A 22,962-nucleotide genomic window follows, 5' to 3' on the forward strand; every position below is an offset into this window, starting at 1 on the left:
ATTTGAACTGGAGATGGTACGATTAGATTCTAATCTTTCGAGTCAATTTGAATTTCGAGTAGGGATGACGGCTTAACTTTTTTTGGACTGGATTGGTTTTTGTCGAGCACCCATGTTCCACCAATCTTTTTACATTGAACTTGATCATTAGCACAAAGGTTTTTAATATAACCAGGGGATAAATCCCACAATGATGAGGCTTCTTCTACACCTATAATATCCTTTAATGGTTCCATCTTTCACCATTTCCTTTCACCTTTTTATAAATTCTCAAATGCTGTTCGACGTAGTATGCTAAAGGTATACCAAGAGGATTAACTGTGGAAAAACGGTATGTATTTCAGACTGACCTATTTTTACTTTGACTAATTGTATTGTTCTTCAATGAAGTCTCCTGAAGATGCTTTTTTTCAAGCCATTTAAGAAATTCCTTCTCCTGATTAGTTAGTGCCCGATTAAGCTTAGTTTCAAATTCATCACCAAGTGAATTCTCCAGATTAGTCAACCTATATCCCCCCTAAAATAGATTATAGAGATCATCGATCCTTTAGCAGTTTTCCAACTTTTTCCTGAATCTCATTTAATGCACGCATAAGGGTTTTTTCTTGTTTTTCCAAGCGGTCAATCAATGTCTTATTATAGGCCTCGTGTCGATTTTTGAATTCCTGAATTTCTTTATGTAACTCGTTATAGCTTGCGTTATGACGGGTGTACGATGATATATTATCATATATCATCGTCTTCTGACAAATCATCTCCGTTTATCCAGGACATTACTGCTGATGCCGAACGCTTTAGTGTCATTTCAGGAAACTCCTTGATTTCCAATAGCTTTTTAAGAGAAATTACATCGTTTTCATAGTACCCCCGGTGACCTAATTCATTCTTATGGTATTTGTATCCCTCATCCTCAAGCAGTAAAACATATTTTCTCAAAGTAGATTCTTTAATATTTAATAAGGCCGCAGATTCGCGGCTATTATAAACCTTGTCCGGGTTCCCTGATTCTTTGTTCATCTAGCCCCACTCCTCGTATATTATTCTTACGCTCCAACATTCTCTATATTTATAGAAATTGAAAAACACTTATTCAATCTTACTATGTGCGATAGCGCATTTCAATACACTGAGGGTTAATAATTAGGATACTAATATTATCACCTATTGTATCCATTACACGCATTTATATAATCGGCACCGCTCGAATTTTATAAAATGATAAGGACTGGTGTAACGTGAAACCTTTTCAATATATAATCGTATGGAATTTAGCTATACTAGTGTATAGATACTTAAGACCGAGAGGAGTTTTGGCATATGAGAAAGCTGCGAATCACGCTGGTGGTACTATTCTTACTACTAGTGCTTGCTGCCTGTAATAATGATGATAATGAAAATACAAATAAGGAAGAGACGGTAACACCTGTTAAAACAACTTCGGTTACGCAAGGTGATCTGGTTATAGATAGGTCTGTTTATGGACGTACATCGCCGTCCAGCATAACACCCGTTATGATTCAAACCCCTGGTGAAATCATAACATTAAAAGTTGAAAATGGTGATCAGGTGGAAGAAGATGATGTAATTGCAACCATTCAAACGCCTCAGGGAAAGCAAACTATTTATGCTGAAACGTCAGGGGAAATTGCTCAGCTTCAGGGTACGGAGGGTACAATCGCTACGAATCAGAAACCACTGGCTGTCATTACTGATTTAGATGAATTAACGTTAAACCTTACCGTAACTGCAGAAGCAACATCCTTATTTGAAGTCGGTGAAAAATACCCAATTCTTATTGATGAAATGAAAGTTGACGCAGAAATTAAATCGATCGGAACGCTTCCTAATGATGCAGGATTATATCCAATTGAAGCAGTAATCCAAAATAAAAATAATAAACTGCTGTCAGGGATGGTTGCAGAAATGACTGTTCCGGAAAATACGATTAACGACACATTGATCGTACCAACAGAAGCGGTTAATCAAGCAGGTGGAAAAACCTTTGTTTATGTTATTGAAGATAAAAAGGCTATAAGGAAAGAAGTTAATGTGATAGAAACGCATTCAGATAATACTGCACTTGAAGGCGATGTGAAAAAGGGCGATATGGTCGTAACAAGTGGTAGTCTCACACTGACAGACGGCAGCAAAGTCAATGTGGTGAAAGAGGGGTAATGCATTTTGAAGTTAGTACATACATCCGTTAAACGTCCTGTTGGGGTAATCATGATTGTGCTTGCCATCATCGCACTTGGGATTGTCTCACTGAGAAGTTTAACGATCGATCTTTTTCCGGAAATAGAATTACCAATAGCCGTTGTCGCTACAAACTATGAGGATGCAGCACCACAGGAGATAGAGAAATTAATAAGCCGGCCAATTGAATCAGCGGTGAGCTCTGTTGAGGGAATTGAAACAATCCAGTCCCAGTCACAGGCGGGGTCATCACTCGTAATTATGATGTTCAGTAATGGCGTCGATTTAGATCAGTCCCTCATTGATGTCAGGGAAAAAATAGATCAAGTCAAAAGCTTTCTGCCAGAAGGAGCTGGAGACCCAAGTGTGTTACGATTCAGTCCAGATCAGCTACCCGTTATGTGGGTTGGTCTTACTGGTGACGACCCAGCGGCTTTAACAGCTATTGCTGAAGATGAAATTGTGCCATACCTGGAACGTCAGGGTGGTGTCGCTTCTGTCACTGTCGAAGGTGGAAAAGAAAGGCAAATTCAGTTAATCCTTGATCAGGCAAAAATGCTGCAATACGGTGTATCAGCCCAAGCCCTGGTCCAGGCTCTGAATAGTACGAATCAATCGGCATCGGCTGGTGTCGTTGACAAAGGTAATCAAGACCTGCAAATACGAATAACAGGCGAACTAGAGTCTGTAGAAGATATCGGGGACACAATCGTTCAAACAGAAGCGGGTACAACCATTCATATTGATGACGTAGCAGCGGTAAAGGATACGTTTAAAGAATCCAACTCACTCACGCTTGTAAATGGAGAACCTTCGATTGTACTGTCTGTTTTAAAAAAATCGGATGCTAATACAGTAGAAGTGGCAACAAATATTAAGACAGGCATGAGTGAATTGGAAGAAAAATTGCCGTCAGACGTAAACTTAGATACCATCATTGATACATCTGAATTTATTAAACTTTCGATTAGTTCTGTTGTACAAAATATAATCATCGGAGGAATCATTTCCTTCTTCGTACTGCTCTTATTTTTAAAGAGCTTGCGGGCAACATTTGTCATCGGCTTATCCATTCCAATTGCTGTAATCGCTACGTTTACGCTGATGTATTTTACCGGTGAGACACTGAACGTACTGACGCTTGGTGGTCTAGCACTTGGAATTGGAATGATGGTCGATAGCTCAATCGTTATTTTGGAAAATATATATGCTTACAGGCAAAAAGGATACAGCATTTATGAATCAGCAACAAAAGGTGCGTCAGAGCTGGCTCCGGCAGTAATTGCTTCCACAACGACTACATTGGTCGTATTTTTGCCAATTGTCTATGTGGAAGGAATTGCATCAGACTTATTCACACCATTAGCCCTGGCTGTATCGTTCTCCTTAATTGCATCACTCGTTGTCGCTGTTACGCTTGTGCCAATGCTTTCGTCAAAATTGCTCACGAAGGCAATGGAAGACAAAGGACGTCGCTACTGGTTTGACCGATTCATGGATCGTGTCTATACAGGCTACCGCAGTGTTTTAAAATGGGTACTTAACCATCGAAAAACAACTGTTATTGGTACAGCAATTGCAATCGCAGCAAGCATAGGACTGTATCCATTAATCGGAGCGGAATTTATCCCATCATCAGACCAGGGGCAAATCGAAATTCGCGTCGAAACAGAAGCCGGGAGTTCCTTAGAGCACACGAGTGAGGTTGTAAAAGAAACAAATGAACAACTTCAAAAATACGATGATGTTATCGAAACAAGTTATGTAAGTGTTGGCGGGGGAGGATTCGACCCAACAAGCACAAGTGTCAACAGAGGAACGTACACGATTCAATTAATCCCTTCCACTGAACGGGAAAAATCAACCACTGCTATCGTCCAGGACATCGATGATGATCTACAGTCAGTTACAGGTGCTGAAATTACTGTTAGTGCTGTCGGAAGCGGACTTAGTACTGGAGATGCTATTCAGATTCAGTTAAACGGACCTGAGCACGAGGTACTTGCCGATTTATCAGAGCAAGTGGTGAGCGTCATAGCCGAGGTGGACGGTGTTTATAACCCAGAATCATCTGCGTCAAATGGCGTACCGCAAATGAACTTGATAGTTAATGAGGATAAAGCGGCGGCATATGGACTGACCGAACAACAAATTATTCAACAGGTACAGCTGCATTTTACTGGTCAGGTGGCAACACAATTCCGTGAAAATGGAAACGAAATGAATGTTGTACTCATGTATCCAGAAGATGCAAGAAGCACAATAGATGACCTAAAGGATATGAAAGTTAAGTCACCAGCAGGAGGGGCGATTCCTCTTGAAACGGTGGCACAACTAAAAGAAGTCCAGGGACCAGTAACATTGGTTCGTGAAAATCAACAAGCACAAATGAACGTATCAAGTGAGGTGGTTGACCGGGATTTAGCGAGCGTTGTAGCTGACATTAAGGAAAAACTAAATGGGCTTTCTTTACCAGAGGGTTACAACTATCAAATGGGTGGGCAAGCGGAGGATATGGCGGAATCTTTCCGTGACTTATCCATCGCGCTAATCTTTTCGATATTCTTAGTTTACGCTGTAATGGCGGTACAATTTGAGAACTTCCTATTCCCACTAATTATTATGTTCTCAATGCCAGCAACGGTAATTGGTGTTATGGTTGGCCTATTCATAACAGGCTTACCATTAAGCATTCCAGCGTTCATAGGCGTTATCATGCTCGCCGGAATCGTCGTAAATAATTCGATTGTGTTAGTCGACTATATCAATATATTGCGGCGTAAAGGTGTAGATCGATACGAAGCGATTTTAGAAGCGGGCCCAAGCCGACTCCGCCCAATCCTAATGACGACATTAACAACCATTCTAGCCATGGTGCCACTGGCATTAGCACTAGGAGAAGGAGCGGAAACACAGCAGCCGCTTGCTGTAACAATCATATTCGGACTCGGAATCTCAAGCATCTTCACTCTATTATTAATTCCAGTCGTGTATACATTGCTTGACGATCTGACGGCTAAAATAGTTAGGCGAAAAGGGTAATTAAAAAAGGTTTCTGCCTAGGCGGAAACCTTTTTTTAATGTGGTAAAGTTTGATGTGGTCGGTGCGAGGGGGAGTTGAGCGGCATTGCTTGGAAGTTGATCCGGTTGCACCGGAAGTTGAGCGGCGCAGGCCAAAAGTTGAGCGACATCGAAAGAAAGTTAATCCAAGAGCCAGCAAAGTTGAGTGACGCCCCCCGGAGTTGAGCGGAAAGACCGAAGAGTTGAGCGCCCCCAAGGGAAAGTTAATCCAAGAGCCAGCAAAGTTGAGCGACGCACCCTCGGAGTTGAGCTGAAAGACCTGAAAGTTGAGCGTCCTCCCAAGGGAAAGTTGAGCGTTCTCCCAAGGGAAAGTTGACGAAGAGCCAGCAAAGTTGAGCGACGCACCCCCGGAGTTGAGCGGAAAGACCGAAGAGTTGAGCGTCCCCCAAAGAAAGTTGATCCAAGAGCCAGCAAAGTAGAGCGACGCACCCCCGAAGTTGAGCGGGAAAAATGAAAAGTTGAGCGTCCTCACAAGAAAGTTGACCGAAGTGCCAGCAAAGTAGAGAACGCAAACGCATTAACGCCATCGTGCCCAGAAGCATTCTAACCAGGCTTTTTTTCATGTTTCAAAACGAATAGAGGTTTATTCGGCAGGTGCTCAGCATAAAGCACATCTTCATAACTCATAATGTTTTGGTTTGCCAATTGGCTCTTAATCCATTCCTCATCCATTCCTGCTTCAGCCAGGTTACCGTATAGAACTTCACCATCCAGAATCAGGGTAATTGGTAAGTCAGGCGGTTGTGAAACTACATTTAAATCAGAGTTTGTTGGTGTGTTATATTCCTGCTTCGGGAGTACGCTTACCATGCCGTTTGTCTCAATAATAGCGTATGCAACCTCCTGAATTGAAAAATAACCTTGTTGCCTAATCAAGCTTTGTAATTGGTTAATGTCAATTTTAGCTCTTTTTAAGGCCTCAAATTTAATTTCCCCTTGGTGGATAGCGATATTGGGTTCACCTTCCAGTAATTTTCTTGACCCCTTAAATTTTTGTGTTATGCGCTCAATTATAAATATTAGAATACCCCATACAGACGTTGCGAAGATTATCTCTAGTATATTAACCTCATGGTCGTAAACAGCATTTCCAAGCAATTCACCCAGTATCAGAGCCGATATAAAATCAAATGGTGTAATTTGTGAAAATTGCGTTTTACCTAGGGATTTGGCAATGATAAATAATAGGACAAGCCCGATAATTAATTCAACTGTTATGGATAAATAGTGGTTCATACGCACACCTCCTGTTCACAATCATTATAGGAGAATCATGGGAGTTCTAAACACAAAATTTTCACCGGAGAAAGGTCATGTCACTATTCATAACCTTCTAAGTTTTACACGCTGTCACTTTGGGAATATAATTAAATTAGGAATAATCAAGAACGGGGGAAAAAACGATGTCTTCAGCACGAATTATGAGGTTGGTAACAGGGGGATTTGAAGCTTTTCTGGCCATCCCATTTATCGGTGGAATGTTTATCATGGCCCAGGGGTATGCCCCATTGGTATTCATGTTCATTCTTCACATTATCACGTATATTTTGTCAAAAAATAACAATGGTCCAACAGTAGGAAGCATACTTGGAATCGTCACTTCACTTATTGCCTGGATTCCAATTGTAGGCTTTATCATGCACACTGTTTCCGCAATTACGCTATTAATTACTGGTGCAATGGCAGATAAGGAAGACAGTAAAAGTAAAACCGACTAGCTGCACAGGCCAAGTCGGTTTTTTATGATTTAATTCGTTTTATTACCTGTCTGCGGATTACCTGATTTGCAACTTCGGAAAACATTAGCCCAATCGCGATCCCGCCTGATAACAGCATGACTTTGGCCGACAATTGTACGGCTGTAAAATAATCATCCTGTACAAAATTTCGCATGGCATCATACGCCAATCCTCCTGGTACAAGAGGGATAATCCCGGATACGATAAACACAATGATCGGTGTCTTAAATATGCGGGCACAAATTTGGCTTAGCACAGCGACTAACATAGAAGCAAAAATAGTTGCTGGCACAACATCAAGACCCTCGCCAACAAGCCCGTAGTACAAGATCCATCCGAACATTCCCACCAGGCCACACTGAATCAGTGATTTCCTCGGTGCATTAAATAACACACCAAACCCTGCTGAAGCAACGAAGCTAGTTGCAAGCTGTGCAATAATCATGAGCCACACTCCTTCCTAGAAAAAATTAAATAAAAGCAATTACAACCGCAACTCCAGCCCCAATCGCAAATGCAGTTAACAAGGCTTCGACACCTTTAGATAGACCCGCAACTAAATGACCTGCCATTAAATCACGTACTGCATTCGTTATGTGTAACCCTGGCACTAGAGGCATTACCGCGCCGATTATAATCTTGTCCATCCCAACGCCCGACCCATTTTGAATAAAAAGAATTGCTAATAAACCAATAACGAAGGACGCAAAGAATTCTGCAATGAAGCGGATCTCTACAAAGCGTTCAAACCACAGCATCGCAGCATACCCAGCCCCACCTGCAACTAAAGAAGGAATGAAATCAGCCCATTCACCACCAAACATAATCGTAAAACAGCCAGCAATTAAAGCAGCAGAGACAATCTGAATCCAACCAACATAAGAAACTTTGGCCAAATTCAATTCCTCAAGCAGCAATAATGCCTCCGACAGCACTAACTCGTCTCCCGTAAGTTTTCTGGAAATACTATTCACTTCCGCAATTTTATGTAAGTCTGTTGACCGTTTGGATATCCGAACAAAATTTGTCTTCTCAACCCGATCCACAGAAAAAATAATTCCAGTTGGCGTCGCATAGCTTTGTGCATTTGACAATCCATATGACACAGCAATACGGTTCATCGTATCCTCCACGCGGTATGTCTCAGCGCCACTCTCAAGCATAATCTTCCCAGCCAACATACAGACGTTCGCGATAGACACATCAATATTCATGCAACACACCCACTTCCCCTGAGCATTTAACTATACCATATTATAAAGGCAACATTACACGAAGGAAAGCACAATGGGTGGGGGACCATCACAAGTTGATAAAATTAAATAACGGTTGACCAATCCAACAAAATAAAAAGTGCTCCTACACTTGTAGAAGCACCAATCGCCTATTGTTCATATAAAATGGTCTGGGCAATCCCAATAAAATATTCGGATTCATCAATAATATGATTTATAACAGTTTTGGCCATCGGATTATCCTTTACAACCTTGCTTTCCAACTTAATTTTGCGGCAAAATTGAATAAAGGCAACGCTTTCTTGTAAACAAAATGAAGACAATTCCCGCACTTGCTGCTCCAATTGCGCTGGGACCTGGCCATTGCTCCGAATTACCGATTCTATAAATCTTTTCACATGTTGCTTTGTGGTAATCAACACATCTTCCCAACGCTTCAGCCCGTCTACATAGTTCTCTTCCAAATTCGGCAACAGCTCCCGGATCACGACTGTGTGCTCAGATTCTTGTTCTTTCCAAAACTCCGCCTCGTCAAGCACTCGCAATGGCCACTGGTTTCCATAATAATATTGCACACTGCCCAACCCCTTATATGAAAAAATTCACATCTATCTATAAATGTATGAAGGAGAAGGATTTTTATGTTTATAAAAATCCAATTAGAAAAACCATACCTACAGCTCTCATATCAGAGTGATCTGATCGATGCCAAATAAAATCGAGCACCAACACAGCAGAATCGGGCACCAAATGAAGTTAACGAGCATCAGCACCGCAAAAACGTGCACCAAATTAAATTATCGAGCGCCACCCGTTTGGCGCTCGATATTCCACAAGTGGTGCTCGAAAAGGGGAGGTCAGTGCTCGGTTTTCGTCCTTCAGCGCTCGATTTCTGGATATCACTTCACATCGTATACAAAACCCATCACATAAACTAAAATAAAAATGAGTAATCACTCATACAAAAGGAGGATACACATGTCTGCCTTTATTGAAATCACCAATATCAAGCACAATTACAATAAGGAAGTTGTTTTAAAAGAAGTCAACCTCACTATTCCGCGTGGCCAGCTGTTTGGCTTACTGGGTCCATCAGGGTCTGGTAAAACGACCTTAGTGAAAATTATCATTGGACTGCTCAATCCGACAAATGGAACTGTTACGATCAACAACGATAAAATGCCCTCATTAAAGTTAATGAAAAACATCGGCTACATGGCTCAATCAGACGCTCTTTACACCGAATTGACTGCCAAGGAAAATCTTGAATTTTTTGCAAGCATTTATGGGATACCAAAAAAATCTCAAAAACAGCATATTGCAGAAGCGGCAAGGGTGGTTAACCTAACCGATCAATTACAAAAACCATTGGAGCAGTATTCTGGCGGTATGATGCGGCGCATGTCTCTCGCAGTAGCACTGCTTCATAAACCCTCATTACTCATCCTGGATGAACCAACTGTTGGCATCGATCCTGTTCTTCGTGCGTCAATTTGGGAGGACCTAAAGAAGCTGAAGGAGCAGGGGACTACTATCATTATCACGACACATGTAATGGATGAAGCGGCAAAATGTGACAGTCTTGCATTGCTTCGAGACGGTTATGTGATTGCACAGGGAAGCCCTGATGAACTAATGCAAAATAGTGAATCCAAAACGCTTGAGGAGGATGCATTTTTATATTATGGAAAAAATGTGGAGGTGTAAGAATGCGAATTAGAGCCATTATAAAAAGGATTATCCAACAATTTCTGCGCGACAAACGAAGTATCGCACTCATGATGATTGCACCATTATTTGTTTTAACCTTGTTATGGCTAGTCCTGGATATGGATAACTATGAGCCAACCATCGCAATAGCAGGTGTACCAGCGCAAATGCAAAGCACTTTAGAGAAACAGGATGCGACAATTAAGGAAATGACTGAGCAGCAGGCCGAAGTAGCTTTACGTGAAAAACATATCGATGCCTTTGTACATTGGAATCAAAGTAAAATAGAAGTAACGATGGAAGGCAGCAGCCCAAATGCAACTGCAGCTGTCCAGCAGGTTTTAAATCAGGCATCTAAACAAGTTAACCCAAATGCCCTAAACTTCGACATCAATTTTTTACACGGATCAAAAGACTTAAGTCTGTTTGATAACATTGGTCCAGTCCTAATAGGCTTCTTCATCTTTTTCTTTGTCTTTTTAATAGGAGGAGTCACATTTCTTCGAGAGCGAACACAAGGCACCTTAGAACGCCTCCTAGCAACACCGTTAAAAAGGTGGGAGATTGTCATTGGGTACCTGTGTGGATTCGGCATTTTTATCATCATCCAATCTGTCATCATCGTCACCTACTCAGTATACGTGTTAAACATTTATATGGAGGGCTCATTCCTTGCTGTTCTAATCATTACATTATTATTAGCCTTCACAGCCCTAAGCCTTGGAACATTACTCTCTGCATTTGCAAAAAACGAATTCCAAATGATTCAATTCATTCCAATTGTGATCATTCCACAGGTTTTCTTTTCAGGTCTGTTTCATATTGAGGAAGGAAGCTGGATGGACATTCTTGGTAACCTGATGCCACTGACCTATGGGGCCCATGCGCTACGTGAAATCATGATACGTGGACAGTCCCTAAGTAGCATGCCAGTAGATATTATAGTTATTCTAGGGTTTTCAGTTACATTTATTATCCTAAATATCGTTGCATTGAAAAAACATCGGAAGCTGTAGTGGGGGAGATAGGATAGTAATGACACTAAAGTAAGAAAAAATTATCGAAGCAGCAATTAATATAATAGCGGAAAAGGGATACCACAACACCTCTACAAGCGAAATCGCTAAAGAAGCGGGGGTCGCAGAAGGTACAATTTTCCGTCATTACAAAACAAAAAAAGATCTGCTGGTAGCTATTGTTGGTCCAGTCATCATGAATTTAGCTGCACCGGTGTTCGCCGATAAATTCGTAAACAAGGTGTTTGAGCAGGAACATGAACACCTAGAACAATTTCTATATAATTTTATAAAAAATCGATTCGAATTTGCTAAGTCTAATGTAGCCCTAATTAAAATTTTAATCCAAGAACTCGCATTTCATTCAGACATTCAAGCAATATTTCAAAAGCAATTTAATGAAAAGATAAAGCCAGCCATCAACAAATCACTGGATTATTATAAGGAAAAAGGAGAACTAATAAACATACCCGAACGAGACCATTATCCGTATGATAATCCCAACAATTATCGGATTTCTCGTAACAAGATTTATTGTTCAACCCAACAAAGAATGGGATGACGAAGCGGAGATTAAACAAACAGTCAGCTACATTATCGGCAGAAGTTGAGCGACTCGGCCAGAAAGTTGAGCGTCAACCAAGCAAAGTCAAGCGACACGGCCCGAAAGTTGAGCGTCACAGCCAATAAGTTGAGCGGATTCGCACGAAAGTTGAGCGACAACCAAGCGTCACCACCAACAAGCTAAAATCCAAGTTTAACCTTCACACCACCAATTTATTTAGCTATAATCAAAGGTAATCAATTTTATCAAGGAGAATCCTATGTTCAATTATGTCGATTTATCCATTGCATTTTTAATTGCACTTATTTCAGCTTATTTATTAACGTTTCCAATTAAAAAATTGGCAATCAAATTCAAAATAATGGATTTCCCAAATCACCGTAAAATTCATAAATCGATCACACCAAAGACAGGTGGGTTTGCGATTTTCCTGGGTGTTATTTTGGCTGGCCTTTATATTCAACCGCAGCACGAACATCTGGCAGAAATCTTTCTGGGAGCGTTGGTCATAATCGTTACTGGCGCAATAGATGATAAATATACAGTTAGGCCAATCGTTAAACTCTCAGGGCAATTAATAGCGACATCCTTTCTTATTTCATCTGGGCTTATCATCGACAAAATAACGATTCCGTTCTTTGGTCTTATTGATTTAGGCTTTGTAAGCGTGATTATAACAGTTCTATGGGTCATCGGAATTACGAACGCGATTAATTTAATTGATGGTCTTGATGGTCTGGCCTCGGGGGTATCAACGATTGCACTGATAAGCATGTTTATCATGGCAATCATTGACACTCAAGTTGTAGCAGCATCTCTATGTATAATCTTGATAGGAGCTAATATTGGTTTCCTGTTTCACAATTCATATCCGGCAAAAATCTATATGGGCGATACCGGTTCCAACTTTCTCGGCTATTCAATCGCGGTGGTTTCAATGCTGGGTTTATTTAAAAATATAACCCTGTTCAGTTTTATTATCCCTATCATTGTACTGGCTGTTCCAATTTTTGACACGCTATTTGCTATCGTCAGGCGCGCATACAATAAAGAAAATATAATGCTTGCCGATAATAAACATATACATTATCGATTGCTGGAAGCAGGGTTTAGCCATCGGAAAACAGTACTAATTATTTATGGTTTTAGTGCATTGTTCGGATGCCTTGCAATTCTCTTCTCCAATGCTAGAATTTCGATTACGTTGACGGTAGCATTTCTAATCCTTCTCATCATCCATATTTTCGCTGAATATGCAGGACTCCTACAGAACGGTAAGAAGCCGGTTGTAGACAATGTAAACAAATTAATTAACCGAAGAAAAAGAGGGTAGTATTAAACAACTTAGAAATTAAACCTTGGAGGTGCAAATTTATGGACAAACAATCCAACTGGAAAAAAATTATGATTATAGCCAATATTATTAGCGTAGTAGCAATTATTTCCATTATCCTACTAAATAATTATAGTTCACAAAAAATAACGGGTGACGATCCTAAAGAAGAAATAAAAGAAGAATTAAAGCCCAAACCAAACGAGAAAAACGAGAAAAAATCTGCTGGAAAAGTTAATATCGATAAATATAAATACCCCTCCAGAAAAAACAGTGCTAGTGAAAAAATGGAACTGAATGAATTAGAAGCAGATGAGGAAGAAACAGACGATTTGACTGAAAGCCAAGATAATCAGACCGTTACAGAATCATTTAGCAATAATACAAACACGTCAAATGACGACGAAACAACAACTAGTAAAACCACTGCACCTAAAGAACAATCAACAAGTACTACACCAAAAAGCAAGCAGGATATAGAGGAACCTACTGAATCAACAAACAATCAGGAAACTGACGAAACCGACAGTGAAGAAGTAGCAGAGCCAAAGCCAACAAAACCTAAAGCCGAACCTGAAACAGAGCCACATACTGAACCTAAACCGGAACCTGAAACAGAACCACAGCCCGAACCGGATACCGATGTAGTCCCAGAAGAGGATACGGTTGAAGAACCAACACCACCAACAAAACCGATAGAACCTGAAGAACCAATCTCGACTACAAAAGACGATGCAAAGGGATAACGGAAACAAAATAACAAATACAACCATTACCAAGGCCTCACAGCGATTTGCTCGTAAATCTAAGGAAATTCGGCGAATAAACCATCAAGAGCCAAATTGCAATTAAACATGAATTTTGTTACAAAAAGGAGGCACTATAAAGAGAAGATCCAATAAAGGAGACTCAACATGGAAGAAAGAACGCGACTCAAAAAGACATTAAAGCCACACTGGGTATGGGCAATTGCCCTCGGATCATCAATCGGTTGGGGTGCATTTGTGCAGCCAACAGTCTGGATGGAAGGTGGAGGACCACTCGGTGTAATCATCGGTTTCCTAATCGGTGCAGCGTTGATGATGTTAATCGCTGTAAGCTATGGATTTCTAATTAAAAGCTTTCCAGTATCAGGTGGAGAATTTGCCTACGCATTTGTCAGCCTTGGCAGAACGCATGCATTTATTTGCGGATGGTTCCTAACACTTGGGTACATATGTATTGTAGCTCTAAACGCCTCGGCTTTTGCGTTAATGTTTAAATTTATCTTTCCAACAGTAATTGAAAATTTGCATCTGTATCAAATAGCGGGTTGGGATGTTTACGGCCTGGAAGTACTGATCGCAACTATAGCATTAGCATTGTTTGGATATTTGAATATCCGTGGCACTGGCCTCTCTGGCAAAATGCAGTTTGTATTTTGTGTCATCATGTTAGTAGGAGTCGGCTTGATTACAGTATTAATTGGTGGGAACGCTGGAACATCTCTTGCAGATATTAAGCCATACTTTCCAAGTGATACGACTACATTTGCAGCAATTATATCAATTGTGGCTATCGCACCTTGGGCATATGTAGGGTTTGACAATGTCCCACAAGCAGCAGAAGAATTTAACTTCTCATCAAAAAAAGCATTTTCACTAATCATTTTAGCTATTTTGTTCTCGGCGTTATTATATAGTCTTATGATTCTTGCGACAGCAATGGCTAGCCCATGGCAGGCAATGGCAGAAGCAGGAAATATATGGGGGACAGCGGTAGCAATTCAAGAAGTACTTGGTACGTTTGGATTAATCGTGCTGGCAATTGCCTTAAGTATGGGGATTTTCACTGGGCTAAACGGATTTACTATTTCAGCCAGCCGCCTGCTATTCGCAATGTCACGTGCGAAAATATTACCAGGAATTTTTTCAAAACTACATCCAACATATAAAACACCATATGTGGGTATCATTTTCACAGTAGTCCTTGCAATGGTAGCCCCATGGTTTGGCCGACAAGCATTACTATGGGTAGTGGACATGTCATCAATTGGCGTATCAATCGCTTATTTCTATACATGTTTTACAGCATTCAGTATCTTTAAATGGTCGATGCGTGATGATTTCAATTCAAACAAGCACGTTATCGCACCAACAAAAAAAGGCATAGCAATTATTGGTATGCTAGCAAGTTTAACCTTCATCGGATTATTATTAATTCCAGGATCACCAGCATTTCTTGGAATAGAATCACGAATAGCCTTATTCGCTTGGTTAGTTCTGGGAGTTGTGTTCTACCTAGTTAAACGTAAGGAATTCAACAAAATTCCTAAGGAAGAGCTGAACTACTTAATTTTGGGTAACAAAAAAATCAACGTGGAAGAAAAGTAAATAAAAGCCTCCGCTCTATTTTAATAGAGCGGAGGCTTTTTTAAAATCCAACACTTTCACGCTGATCACAAATATTATCTATGTCCTTCTCTGTTAAAGGAGTTCCCTCATTTACCACGGGATCCGGATAGACTACCATCGTTGTTACTCCAATTACAGCTAACGTATAAACAAAAAGAGAAATTCCCATTATAGTGTATTTAACTTTGTTCATGTTAGATCCTCCATTATTTATTTTCTACTTAAAATTTATCATTTGAAAGGTATCAAGACAAGCAACTATCACTAAATAAAAAAAGTTCCCACCTCAGCTGTCACTGAAACAACACATTTTTTTATAGGATTGTAATCAAAGTAACAACTTTGTAAATGAAATAAGGTTGTATTTTTTTTGTATTTAATTATAATTAGATAGAATGCTTGAATTGAATTATGTTTATAATGATTAATAGAATGGAAGTTTACTAATATAGACTATAAATAATAAAAGTAACGAATGTGTAGGAGGATTTTAATGGAATATTTGGCTCTAATAGTTTGCTTTGTTGCAGCTATCGTAATAACACCTTTCGTAAAAAAACTAGCAATTACTATTGGTGCTGTAGATCAACCGAATGATAGAAAAGTTCACAAAAAGATAATGCCGAGATTAGGCGGATTAGCTATAATTGGAAGTTTTCTGTTTGGATTTATGTTATTTCTACCGACTACAATTGAGGCATGGCCAATATTAGTTGGAGGATTAATTATAACGGTTACAGGGATTATCGATGATTTAAAAGAACTTTCAGCAAAAACAAAGTTGGCTGGGCAACTTTTAGCAGCTGGTGTAACCGTAGCTGGTGGAGTTCAAATTGAATTTATTACACTACCATACGGACAAATAATAGAGTTTGGATATTTCGCAGTTCCATTAACGATACTTTGGATCGTCGGAGTTACAAATGCAATAAACTTAATTGACGGACTTGATGGATTAGCGGCAGGTGTTTCATCAATTGCCTTACTGACTATCTCCGGAATGGCAGTAGTAATGGGAAGTCCTTTAATTGCGTTACTAGGATTTATCTTACTGGGAAGCACATTAGGCTTCTTATTATATAATTTTTATCCGGCAAAAATATTTATGGGTGATACGGGTGCACTGTTTTTAGGTTATATGATCAGTGTGCTGTCGGTAATGGGCTCGTTCAAGAACGTTGCGCTATTCTCGTTAATAGTTCCAATCATTATCTTAGGAATACCATTGCTTGACACACTATTTGCGATAATTCGTAGAGTGATTCAAAAGAAACCATTGTCATCACCGGATAAATTGCACTTGCACCATTGTTTAATCAACCTGGGATTTTCACACCGCCAAACGGTTATGTTAATTTATGCGTTAAGTGGATATTTCAGTATGGCAGCAATTATATTTACCAGGGCTACCCTTTGGGGCTCGTCACTCGTAATCATTACATTATTGATTACAATCGAATTGATTGTAGAGGTTACTGGATTGATTGGAGACAATTACCGGCCAATTTTAAAATTGATTGACAATAATAAAGCTAAGAAATAATAAAAGATCAGACCGCCATACTAATGGTGTCTGATCTTTTTGATTTTCTACTTCAAAAGTAATGCCAATATTTTACAAAAAACTACATACTTATGGTAAAATTTAATTTATTAAGTTAAAGAGAAGAGGATTTAAATGAAGAAGACATTACTGTCAGTACTAATGGTCCTACTTTTATCGGTATCTGCATTCCTGTCTCCAAGTGGAGTCCACGCATCAACAGAGGTAGACAGCTGGGAAGAATCATTAGAGAGTTCAATTAAAAGAAAAAGCTGGACGAATGCTGCAATATATACTAAAAAACTAGCTGTATATTACGATGAACATAAGCAATATGAAAAAGCAGTTGTATATTACAATGATTCAGCTAAATATTGGGGCATGGCAGGGCATGCTGATTGGGGAATTGTAAATAAGATTCGAGCTAATCATATTGGTACCGAACTGGAATTATACGTAGAAAAACCAGTAACTTTGAACAAAGAACTAGGGAAATTTGAACCTAAGAGTGGTACATATTTAGGGTTGTTTTTAGCAGGCCAAAGAGAGCATGCTAATCCAGATCTTGTTGAAGGTATTTATGGAAAAAATCATGCAATATACTTAACATATACCACATGGGGGAAAAAATATGAAAATACAGATTCTTATTTCCCAATGGATTTTGCACGTGAAGCGAAGGAAAATGGATCAGGCATCCAAATTGGATTTGAACCAATGAATGGACTAGATGAGGTTGTAGATAGTGAATATATAAGGCAGTTTGCAAAAGAAGCTAAACAATCCGGAGTTCCAGTTTTCTTACGTTTTGCAGGAGAGATGAATGGTGACTGGATTCCTTGGGGTGGAGATCCTGAAAAGTATATTGAAAAATTCAGGTTAGTTCATGACATTATGGAAGAAGAGGCACCTAATGTTGCGATGGTCTGGTCTCCAAACTTTCTGCCACGTGACAATATAGATCAATTCTATCCTGGAGATGCGTATGTTGATTGGGTAGGCTTATCTTTATATACAATTCCATTTTCACATGGTAAAGAGGTATTAGGAGGAAATCCGATTGACTACCTTAAACCAATTTATGAAAAGTACAAGCACAAGCCAATAATGATTTCTGAGGGAGCTGTATCTCACTATAGTTATGAAACAGATAAAGACTATTCAGAGTGGGCAGCAGGTCAAATTGGTAATATGTATGGATTTTTACCAAAAATGTTTCCACAGGTAAAAGCAATAACGTATTTTAATCTTGACAAAAAAACAACAAGTTATGACAACCAAAATAATAATTACGATTTGGGTGCTAGTAAAATAGTTGATGAAAGATACCAGCGTATAATTACGAGCCCATACTTTTATGACAATTTAAACCTAAACCCTCTAGAAAGCCCGGTGGAAACTAATTATGTACCGGTTAAGGAGTTAACTGAAGCGGAAGATACGCACAACGCATTTGTATATGCCAAGCTTCCTTTAGGTAAACAACCTTATTATGTCGCAGTCTATCAAGGTGACAAGAAGCTTGGACAATCATATACACAGCCATGGGACATGAAAATAGATTTTAAAAATATTGATCCAGCCAAGCCACTAACAATCATTGCTTATGACAAAAACTTTGAAAGATTGGCTACAAGGAAAGCAGATGTGTCGTTTAAACATGTAGACAAGATTGGCAAGTTTACCGATGTGAAAGACACCCATTGGGCATTTTCTGAGATAGAACAAGCTGAGGAACACGGAATAGTTACAGGCTATCCTGATGGTAGTTTTCATCCTAGTCAACCTGTCACTGTAGCCGAGTTTGTTACAATTCTAGCTAGGGATTTTGGCTATGGAGATGAGTTAGAAGAGGCAGGTTATCCGAAAGGCACTTTGAGTTTTATGGAAATGAAAAATTATCCCTATCATGACAATGCAGGAAAACCAATAACAAGAATGGAAGCTGCAGAAATTGTGAGTGGAACGCAAGGAGTTAATTTCTCAGGATCCGATGCAATTAAATATTTATTGGTGAAAGGTCTATCTAATGGGAAGGATCCAGATAATATATCTGTAGAAGGATACATGGGCAGTGACACAGTAACAAGAGCAGAGGCAGTATTATTTAGTGCTAATATCAAGAGTCAGGTAGAAAAGGCACAAGAAAGACCAATCTTGCCTTCTGACCCTGCAGCAATCAGGAAAGCGTACAGTACAAAATTCGAATAAAACAAGTACACAAAGGGACAGTCCCCCATCACGCTATAGTAGTAACGTGATGGGGGACTGTCCCCTATTTTTATTTTTCTATTTCTTGCATCAACTTGCCAGCAATATAGTACCCTTCTGCTCCTGTTAATACTCTATTTTGAGTTATTCTTTCAACTATTGTTTCATCGATTAGTCCGATCTCTTTGGCATGGGCCCATGGATTAGTACCGTCATCTTTAATTCCATATAGTGTTAAAATCAACTCTGCGGCCCGATTTCTTGTTAATTCAGTTTCTTTATTGATAGCTGCCCGAAAAGCATCAAGATTATTCTCCAATTGAGTTGCTTTTGTGCTGGTTATTCGCTGGACACCATTACTGAGAATATTTGCAAAGGATAATTCTGATATCGGTTTTTCGACCGGTAATTTGTTATCATAGCCACCTAATATCAATCCATAATTTAATAATGTACTTGCAGCAGGATAAAACCACTCACCCTCATACGGGAAGGGAATATCAAAAGAGTAAAGTTTAACACCTTGTTTTTTTAATCTCGTTTGCATTTTTTCAATTGCCTTTTCCGAGTTTGTCATTTCCCTAAAGCTTATATCATTATTTATTGAAATAGCTGCAGCAATACCGGCTGCCTGTCCTGCTGTCATACCTGTTGGGATAACTCTGGTACTGGCAGCTGCAAGTGAACTGTAACCAGAAGCTTTACTAGCCACTAACAATCCATCAACTTTCAGTGGAACAAGCGAGCGGAAAGGGATCGTGTACTGGACAGGATTTGTATAAACGTAGCCATAATCATTAACTGAAGTAGCTTGCACATCCACTGGATAAGCTCCAAATCCAATAGCATCCCAGTGGTATTTGTTCTCCCAAATGTCACTTAGAGGAAACTGATACTCCGCTTTTATATGTCTGGTTTCTCTTACGTAAAGTTCCTCGGGGTGACTGGCAATTTCCGCGTCTTCAAATCCAGGAAAGTTTTCTTGTAAGAACTTTAGAACATGCTTGGTTTCCTTCTTACCTTTTTCGAGAGCCTTTTCCCTTGATTCTTCGTCTAGACCATCAACACCAAAAATCTGTAAGGCATTTATAACCACTGTTCCATCCTTTTGACGAACAATGTTTAGACCTCTTAATCTAGTAGTTTCCGCGTAATAGGGTTCGTAAGCGTAATGCAGTTTGCTAAATCCCCACGCTACATTTCCGTTTACTTTTCCTCCACCAAAAACCTCTTCTTTTGCGGCTTGCTTAATTTCTTCCCAATCAACATTGTCTAAATGAATCATCGGCGTAACGGCCATCTTTCGGTCAAGCCCTATATCCTCACCACCTACAAAAAAGGGAGCTCCAGCTTTTACAGCAAGGTCTGCATCCTGGGTAGAATCAATAAAGCGTTTCGCCTGAATAGATTGTTCTTTCCCAGCTGAATCAATTATTTTTATGCCCGTTAAACGGTCCCCTTGCATGATAACTGATTTAAGAGTAGCCTCTGTAATTAATGTTAAATTTTCTTCTTCTTTTACTAGTTCTAGAAAAGCATCTTGTGCGTCTGCTATATCGAAACCAACTTTGCCACCAACAAGTTGATGCCACTCTTTAAAGATTCCTGTATTTGCAAGATTTCCTTCTTTGTCATAACTTATATCCAGAAAGTTAAGCATCCCATACGTCATAACGCCGCCTAGACCATCTCTTTTTGCAATTAATAATGTATGATTGCCATTTCTAGCAGATGAGACCGCTGCAGCAACCCCTTCTGGCTCGCCACCAAATACGATCACTCCATAGCTTCCAACTAATTTTTTTGTTTGTCCATTACCCTCAACTGAAAGACTCAGGATTGGTAAACAGGCATAAATCGCGATAAATACCCAAACTATAATTTTTTTCATTTTTTCCTCCAATAACGAATTCATTATTACTTACACAATATTAACAAATTGTTCGACATCTTTCTACAGGAACTTTAATATGCACTTGACTTATGGATTGATTTAATGAAGAATATACGTTAGGTTAAAAAACTTTTATAATAGGAGAACAGTATAAATGAAAAGCAACTACATTACAGAATTTCTTAAAAGTCATCTGTTTATTATAACGTTAATTTTAGTTATAAAAACTATGCTCTTAAGGTTTCTTTTATTTGAAGAATTAAATATCACTAAAACATTATTTTTGGAATTGGGCTATATAGTAGCATTTGCTTCATTAATAGAGTTAATAGCGGTGAAAGGAAAGCCATTCTTCTATCTATTGCTAAATGCAGTGTTTTCAACTTTACTATTGGCTGTAATTCTCTATTATTCTTTCTTTGGAAGAATTGTAACCTACTTTGCTTTATTTCAATTAGGTCAGGTAGATACTATAAATGAAAGTGTTACGGCATTAATAGAACCTGTTTATGGATTGTTTTTCGTTGATATTGCTATATTTATAGTACTATTAGTAATAAGGAAATATCCAATTAAAAATAGGTCTTTAAATAAAAAGCTTTTCGTAATTCCATTGTTAGTAGTAGCTTTAGGAATATCCTTTGCGACCTTTATGATTCATAAGAATGAGGTAATCTCAAACAATGTAATTGCCGCACAGGAAAAAGGTATTCTTAATTACGAAGCCTTAGAGGTTTATTATGGTTCTGAAAGTCAAATTCTTGTTGATATTGATGTGTCTGTAGACAATGTACCTAAGTTAAAACAGGAAATTAGGGAAGTAAAAGGGATTGAACAGATTCCACAAGAGGAAAGAAATTATTTTAATACTGCAGAAAAAAGAAATCTAATTGTGATCCAGGTTGAATCGATGCAGAATTTTCCAATCGGGTTAAAGGTTGGTGGGGAAGAGGTAACGCCACACATTAACAAGATGCTGGATAATAGTTTTTATTTTCCAAACACAGTTCAACAAACTGGTCCTGGTAATACTTCTGATGCAGAGTTTATTTTTAATACTTCGCTTTATCCGCTTGCTTTCAATCCGACTTCCCAGACATATGGGAATAAAAAGTTTCCAAGCCTGCCCCGTTTACTGAAGGCAGAAGGGTATGCGACAATGACGTTCCATGCAGATGATATAGAGTTTTGGAACAGAGATGAACTTTATCCTGCACTTGGCTTTGAACATTATTACGATGGAAAGTTTTTTGGTAATAAGGATGTAATTGGTATAGGGCCATCTGATGAAGTTTTATTTGATAAAGCTTTACCAGTGTTAAAAGGATATCATCTTAAAGACCAACCGTTTTATGCACAGTTAATTGGCCTGACAAGTCATCATCCATTTAAATTGCCCGCGGATGAAGCCGAGTTAGAGCTGCCGGATAAATTTAAAGGTTCTTTAACTGGTGACTATTTACAATCTATTAATTATATGGATCGAAAGATAAATAACTTTATAGAAAAATTAAAACAGGCTGGAATTTATGAAGAAAGTGTTATTGTCATATATGGTGACCACTTTGGTCTGCAGCAAAGCGCAATGGATCAGGAAGACGTTGATTTAGTAAGTGATTTACTTGGAAATGAGTACAAATTAATAGATCGTTTAAATATACCTTTTATTATTCACGCTCCAGGTATAACTGATCAAGGTAAAACGTTAGAGAAGACTAGCGGTCAGTTAGATATGATGCCAACAGTTGCAAATCTATTAGGTATCTCACTGGAGGATCAGGTTGTCTTTGGACAAGATTTATTAAATTATGATAAAAACCTGTTAGGAGTTAGATATTACTTACCAATTGGTTCGTTCTTTAATAATGAAATACTATTCGTACCGAAAAAAGGTTTCGAAGATGGAACTGCCTATGACCTTCAAACAGAAGAAGTTATTGAGGACTATGAAAAATACAAAGAAGATTATAACCGTGTATTAAAGTTGGAAAAGCTATCTGACACTTATTTAAAAAGCTTACCTGAAAGAAAATAGAAAGCGGCCCA

24 protein-coding genes and 1 pseudogene are annotated in these 22,962 nt (G+C 39.0%); 15 read left to right on the plus strand and 10 right to left on the minus strand.

Annotation, left to right across the window (positions count from 1 at the left end):
* Positions 1–29 precede the first annotated feature (29 nt).
* From ACOI1D_RS09925 to ACOI1D_RS09940, 4 genes are all read right to left on the minus strand, one after another.
* Complete coding sequence (locus tag ACOI1D_RS09925) at positions 30–236, minus strand: hypothetical protein (RefSeq protein WP_422501124.1); 207 nt, start codon at positions 234–236, stop codon at positions 30–32.
* Positions 237–340: 104 nt separating this feature from the next.
* Positions 341–505, minus strand: a complete 165-nt coding sequence (locus tag ACOI1D_RS09930; RefSeq protein ID WP_422501125.1) for a hypothetical protein — start codon at positions 503–505, stop codon at positions 341–343.
* A gap of 31 nt (positions 506–536) precedes the next feature.
* Positions 537–737, minus strand: a complete 201-nt coding sequence (locus tag ACOI1D_RS09935; protein WP_422501126.1) for a hypothetical protein — start codon at positions 735–737, stop codon at positions 537–539.
* Complete coding sequence (locus ACOI1D_RS09940) at positions 727–1,017, minus strand: hypothetical protein (RefSeq protein WP_422501127.1); 291 nt, start codon at positions 1,015–1,017, stop codon at positions 727–729. Before ACOI1D_RS09940 ends, ACOI1D_RS09935 begins: the two co-directional genes overlap by 11 nt.
* A 300-nt stretch (positions 1,018–1,317) precedes the next feature.
* Between ACOI1D_RS09940 and ACOI1D_RS09945 the strand changes: the two genes are divergently transcribed.
* From ACOI1D_RS09945 to ACOI1D_RS09955, 3 genes are read left to right on the plus strand one after another with little or no spacing between them, the layout of a single operon-like run.
* On the plus strand, positions 1,318–2,175 hold the full coding sequence (locus ACOI1D_RS09945; protein WP_422501128.1) for an efflux RND transporter periplasmic adaptor subunit: 858 nt from the start codon (positions 1,318–1,320) through the stop codon (positions 2,173–2,175).
* Positions 2,176–2,181: 6 nt separating this feature from the next.
* Complete coding sequence (locus ACOI1D_RS09950; protein ID WP_422501129.1) at positions 2,182–5,238, plus strand: efflux RND transporter permease subunit; 3,057 nt, start codon at positions 2,182–2,184, stop codon at positions 5,236–5,238.
* A gap of 53 nt (positions 5,239–5,291) precedes the next feature.
* Positions 5,292–5,426 (plus strand): hypothetical protein, encoded by a 135-nt coding sequence (locus tag ACOI1D_RS09955; RefSeq protein WP_422501130.1) that lies wholly within the window; start codon positions 5,292–5,294, stop codon positions 5,424–5,426.
* A gap of 394 nt (positions 5,427–5,820) precedes the next feature.
* Here ACOI1D_RS09955 and ACOI1D_RS09960 read toward each other — a convergent pair whose 3' ends face one another.
* Positions 5,821–6,513 carry a YetF domain-containing protein gene (locus ACOI1D_RS09960; RefSeq protein ID WP_422501131.1) on the minus strand — a complete coding sequence of 231 codons (693 nt, stop codon included), beginning with the start codon at positions 6,511–6,513 and terminating at the stop codon, positions 5,821–5,823.
* A 167-nt stretch (positions 6,514–6,680) separates the two neighbouring features.
* Here ACOI1D_RS09960 and ACOI1D_RS09965 point away from each other — a divergent pair, with 167 nt between their 5' ends.
* The gene (locus ACOI1D_RS09965; protein ID WP_422501132.1) at positions 6,681–6,995 is read left to right on the plus strand and encodes a hypothetical protein; all 315 of its coding nucleotides are present in this window, start codon (positions 6,681–6,683) and stop codon (positions 6,993–6,995) included.
* Between the two features lie 22 nt (positions 6,996–7,017).
* Here the strand turns inward: ACOI1D_RS09965 and ACOI1D_RS09970 are convergent, their stop codons facing one another.
* From ACOI1D_RS09970 to ACOI1D_RS09980, 3 genes are all read right to left on the minus strand, one after another.
* On the minus strand, positions 7,018–7,461 hold the full coding sequence (locus ACOI1D_RS09970) for a threonine/serine exporter family protein (protein WP_422501154.1): 444 nt from the start codon (positions 7,459–7,461) through the stop codon (positions 7,018–7,020).
* A 25-nt stretch (positions 7,462–7,486) separates the two neighbouring features.
* Positions 7,487–8,230, minus strand: coding sequence for a threonine/serine exporter family protein (locus ACOI1D_RS09975; RefSeq protein WP_422501133.1), 744 nt, complete (start codon positions 8,228–8,230; stop codon positions 7,487–7,489).
* Between the two features lie 170 nt (positions 8,231–8,400).
* On the minus strand, positions 8,401–8,826 hold the full coding sequence (locus tag ACOI1D_RS09980; protein WP_422501134.1) for a DUF2935 domain-containing protein: 426 nt from the start codon (positions 8,824–8,826) through the stop codon (positions 8,401–8,403).
* Positions 8,827–9,229: 403 nt separating this feature from the next.
* Here ACOI1D_RS09980 and ACOI1D_RS09985 point away from each other — a divergent pair, with 403 nt between their 5' ends.
* From ACOI1D_RS09985 to ACOI1D_RS10020, 8 genes and pseudogenes are all read left to right on the plus strand, one after another.
* Positions 9,230–9,958 (plus strand): ABC transporter ATP-binding protein, encoded by a 729-nt coding sequence (locus tag ACOI1D_RS09985; protein ID WP_422501135.1) that lies wholly within the window; start codon positions 9,230–9,232, stop codon positions 9,956–9,958.
* A 2-nt stretch (positions 9,959–9,960) separates the two neighbouring features.
* Entirely contained in the window at positions 9,961–10,977 is a 1,017-nt protein-coding gene (locus tag ACOI1D_RS09990) for an ABC transporter permease (RefSeq protein ID WP_422501136.1), read from the plus strand.
* Positions 10,978–11,041: 64 nt separating this feature from the next.
* A pseudogene (locus ACOI1D_RS09995) lies at positions 11,042–11,098 on the plus strand (TetR family transcriptional regulator); the annotation flags it as partial.
* 75 nt (positions 11,099–11,173) lie between these two features.
* A complete protein-coding gene (locus ACOI1D_RS10000) occupies positions 11,174–11,539 on the plus strand; it encodes a hypothetical protein (RefSeq protein WP_422501137.1) in 366 nt (121 codons plus the stop codon).
* Complete coding sequence (locus ACOI1D_RS10005; protein WP_422501138.1) at positions 11,536–11,667, plus strand: hypothetical protein; 132 nt, start codon at positions 11,536–11,538, stop codon at positions 11,665–11,667. Before ACOI1D_RS10000 ends, ACOI1D_RS10005 begins: the two co-directional genes overlap by 4 nt.
* 134 nt (positions 11,668–11,801) lie before the next feature.
* A complete protein-coding gene (locus ACOI1D_RS10010) occupies positions 11,802–12,875 on the plus strand; it encodes a glycosyltransferase family 4 protein (protein ID WP_422501139.1) in 1,074 nt (357 codons plus the stop codon).
* Positions 12,876–12,916: 41 nt separating this feature from the next.
* Entirely contained in the window at positions 12,917–13,621 is a 705-nt protein-coding gene (locus ACOI1D_RS10015) for a hypothetical protein (protein ID WP_422501140.1), read from the plus strand.
* A gap of 168 nt (positions 13,622–13,789) precedes the next feature.
* Positions 13,790–15,247 carry an APC family permease gene (locus ACOI1D_RS10020; RefSeq protein WP_422501141.1) on the plus strand — a complete coding sequence of 486 codons (1,458 nt, stop codon included), beginning with the start codon at positions 13,790–13,792 and terminating at the stop codon, positions 15,245–15,247.
* Positions 15,248–15,287: 40 nt separating this feature from the next.
* On the opposite strand, the gene ACOI1D_RS10025 is transcribed toward ACOI1D_RS10020, so the two are convergent.
* The gene (locus tag ACOI1D_RS10025) at positions 15,288–15,461 is read right to left on the minus strand and encodes a hypothetical protein (RefSeq protein WP_422501142.1); all 174 of its coding nucleotides are present in this window, start codon (positions 15,459–15,461) and stop codon (positions 15,288–15,290) included.
* A gap of 300 nt (positions 15,462–15,761) precedes the next feature.
* Between ACOI1D_RS10025 and ACOI1D_RS10030 the strand changes: the two genes are divergently transcribed.
* Positions 15,762–16,811, plus strand: coding sequence for a glycosyltransferase family 4 protein (locus ACOI1D_RS10030; protein ID WP_422501143.1), 1,050 nt, complete (start codon positions 15,762–15,764; stop codon positions 16,809–16,811).
* A 135-nt stretch (positions 16,812–16,946) separates the two neighbouring features.
* Positions 16,947–19,022 carry an S-layer homology domain-containing protein gene (locus tag ACOI1D_RS10035; RefSeq protein ID WP_422501144.1) on the plus strand — a complete coding sequence of 692 codons (2,076 nt, stop codon included), beginning with the start codon at positions 16,947–16,949 and terminating at the stop codon, positions 19,020–19,022.
* Between the two features lie 70 nt (positions 19,023–19,092).
* Here ACOI1D_RS10035 and ACOI1D_RS10040 read toward each other — a convergent pair whose 3' ends face one another.
* On the minus strand, positions 19,093–20,913 hold the full coding sequence (locus ACOI1D_RS10040; protein WP_422501145.1) for an FAD-dependent oxidoreductase: 1,821 nt from the start codon (positions 20,911–20,913) through the stop codon (positions 19,093–19,095).
* Positions 20,914–21,070: 157 nt separating this feature from the next.
* Here ACOI1D_RS10040 and ACOI1D_RS10045 point away from each other — a divergent pair, with 157 nt between their 5' ends.
* The gene (locus ACOI1D_RS10045; RefSeq protein ID WP_422501146.1) at positions 21,071–22,951 is read left to right on the plus strand and encodes an LTA synthase family protein; all 1,881 of its coding nucleotides are present in this window, start codon (positions 21,071–21,073) and stop codon (positions 22,949–22,951) included.
* Positions 22,952–22,962 lie beyond the last annotated feature (11 nt).

This window comes from Virgibacillus sp. DJP39 (genome assembly GCF_049310925.1).
GTDB lineage: Bacteria > Bacillota > Bacilli > Bacillales > Amphibacillaceae > Virgibacillus_F.

Excerpts from the sequence above, each read along its gene's own strand:
- ACOI1D_RS09990 (WP_422501136.1), top strand. The coding sequence starts at position 9,961 with ATGCGAATTAGAGCCATTATAAAAAGGATTATCCAACAATTTCTGCGC.
- ACOI1D_RS10045 (WP_422501146.1), top strand. The coding sequence starts at position 21,071 with ATGAAAAGCAACTACATTACAGAATTTCTTAAAAGTCATCTGTTTATT.
- ACOI1D_RS09985 (WP_422501135.1), top strand. The coding sequence starts at position 9,230 with ATGTCTGCCTTTATTGAAATCACCAATATCAAGCACAATTACAATAAG.
- ACOI1D_RS10030 (WP_422501143.1), top strand. The coding sequence starts at position 15,762 with ATGGAATATTTGGCTCTAATAGTTTGCTTTGTTGCAGCTATCGTAATA.
- ACOI1D_RS09940 (WP_422501127.1), bottom strand. The coding sequence starts at position 1,017 with ATGAACAAAGAATCAGGGAACCCGGACAAGGTTTATAATAGCCGCGAA.
- ACOI1D_RS10025 (WP_422501142.1), bottom strand. The coding sequence starts at position 15,461 with ATGAACAAAGTTAAATACACTATAATGGGAATTTCTCTTTTTGTTTAT.
- ACOI1D_RS09965 (WP_422501132.1), top strand. The coding sequence starts at position 6,681 with ATGTCTTCAGCACGAATTATGAGGTTGGTAACAGGGGGATTTGAAGCT.
- ACOI1D_RS10020 (WP_422501141.1), top strand. The coding sequence starts at position 13,790 with ATGGAAGAAAGAACGCGACTCAAAAAGACATTAAAGCCACACTGGGTA.
- ACOI1D_RS09970 (WP_422501154.1), bottom strand. The coding sequence starts at position 7,461 with ATGATTATTGCACAGCTTGCAACTAGCTTCGTTGCTTCAGCAGGGTTT.
- ACOI1D_RS10040 (WP_422501145.1), bottom strand. The coding sequence starts at position 20,913 with ATGAAAAAAATTATAGTTTGGGTATTTATCGCGATTTATGCCTGTTTA.
- ACOI1D_RS09955 (WP_422501130.1), top strand. The coding sequence starts at position 5,292 with ATGTGGTCGGTGCGAGGGGGAGTTGAGCGGCATTGCTTGGAAGTTGAT.
- ACOI1D_RS10000 (WP_422501137.1), top strand. The coding sequence starts at position 11,174 with ATGAATTTAGCTGCACCGGTGTTCGCCGATAAATTCGTAAACAAGGTG.
- ACOI1D_RS09925 (WP_422501124.1), bottom strand. The coding sequence starts at position 236 with ATGGAACCATTAAAGGATATTATAGGTGTAGAAGAAGCCTCATCATTG.
- ACOI1D_RS09945 (WP_422501128.1), top strand. The coding sequence starts at position 1,318 with ATGAGAAAGCTGCGAATCACGCTGGTGGTACTATTCTTACTACTAGTG.
- ACOI1D_RS10010 (WP_422501139.1), top strand. The coding sequence starts at position 11,802 with ATGTTCAATTATGTCGATTTATCCATTGCATTTTTAATTGCACTTATT.
- ACOI1D_RS09935 (WP_422501126.1), bottom strand. The coding sequence starts at position 737 with ATGATATATGATAATATATCATCGTACACCCGTCATAACGCAAGCTAT.
- ACOI1D_RS09960 (WP_422501131.1), bottom strand. The coding sequence starts at position 6,513 with ATGAACCACTATTTATCCATAACAGTTGAATTAATTATCGGGCTTGTC.
- ACOI1D_RS10015 (WP_422501140.1), top strand. The coding sequence starts at position 12,917 with ATGGACAAACAATCCAACTGGAAAAAAATTATGATTATAGCCAATATT.
- ACOI1D_RS10005 (WP_422501138.1), top strand. The coding sequence starts at position 11,536 with ATGACGAAGCGGAGATTAAACAAACAGTCAGCTACATTATCGGCAGAA.
- ACOI1D_RS09975 (WP_422501133.1), bottom strand. The coding sequence starts at position 8,230 with ATGAATATTGATGTGTCTATCGCGAACGTCTGTATGTTGGCTGGGAAG.
- ACOI1D_RS10035 (WP_422501144.1), top strand. The coding sequence starts at position 16,947 with ATGAAGAAGACATTACTGTCAGTACTAATGGTCCTACTTTTATCGGTA.